A 1,057-nucleotide genomic window follows, 5' to 3' on the forward strand; every position below is an offset into this window, starting at 1 on the left:
CACCGGATCAGGAATCGGCGCCGCCTGCCGCCGTGGAGCGCGCGCGCATGCGAGGCGGCCCTGCCGTCCCGGCACGTGAAGCTCGTCGTCTTCGACGTCGACGGCACCTTGGTCGACAGCCAGCACCTGATCGTCGCCGCGCAGGGCACGGCGTTCGCCGAGAATGGGCTTCCGGCGCCGAGCCGCGCCGAATCGCTCTCCGTGGTCGGCCTCTCGCTGCCGCAGGCGTTCCGGCGCCTCGTCGGGGACGACGGCCCGGTCGCCGAGCTGTCCGAGAGCTACAAGCGTGCGTTCAACGCCCTCCGGCTCGACCCGGACTACGAGGAGCCGCTGTTTCCCGGCATGGGCGAGCTGATCGCGCGGCTGCACGCCCGCGACGACGTGCGGCTCGGCATCGCCACCGGCAAGTCGCGGCGCGGCGTCGACCACCTCGTCGCCTTCAACGGCTGGGAAGGGTGGTTCGCCACCACCCAGACCGCCGACGACGCGCCCTCAAAGCCCGATCCCGCGATGCTGCTCCAGGCGATGGCGGAGGCGGGCGTCGGCCCGTCGGCGACCGTGATGGTCGGGGACACCAGCTACGACATGGCGATGGCGGTGGCGGCGGGCGCCGCGGCCATCGGCGTCGCCTGGGGCTATCATCCCGCCGGCGCCCTGTTCGGCGCCGGCGCCGTGACCGTCGTGGACACGGCCTCGGCCCTCGGCGACCTGTTCCGGGACGGGTCCGGCGGCTGATCGGGCTCGCGAAACCGCACCCGATCGCCTATCTCCGAAGCCATGAGCGACGACGTCACGCAAGACTGGCTGGGCCAGCCCTCCGACACCCCGCGCCCCGACCCGATGCGGGCGGTGCGCGACCACGGCAAGCCGGTGCTGCCGAAGCGCTTCTACAAGGAGACCGGGTTCGCGGAGGGCGCGGGCGGCTTCCGCCTGACGCTGGACGGACGCCCGGCCAACACGCCAGCGCGATCAGCAGAGAGCCGGTCAAGGTCGTCAGGGTGTGGAAGGCGGCGAGCCGGAACGGGTCGTCGATCGCCGACACCGCCCGGCGCAGGGC

At 73.2% G+C, this 1,057-nt stretch carries 1 protein-coding gene and 1 pseudogene; both read left to right on the plus strand.

Going from position 1 to position 1,057, the window contains the following annotated elements:
* The first annotated feature begins 75 nt into the window (after window positions 1-75).
* On the plus strand, window positions 76-735 hold the full coding sequence (locus FV223_RS28350) for an HAD-IA family hydrolase (protein ID WP_147729967.1): 660 nt from the start codon (window positions 76-78) through the stop codon (window positions 733-735).
* Between the two features lie 42 nt (window positions 736-777).
* Window positions 778-1,057, plus strand: a pseudogene (locus FV223_RS28355) (ATP12 family chaperone protein); the annotation flags it as partial.

Source organism: Methylobacterium sp. WL116 (assembly GCF_008039455.1).
Classification (GTDB): domain Bacteria; phylum Pseudomonadota; class Alphaproteobacteria; order Rhizobiales; family Beijerinckiaceae; genus Methylobacterium.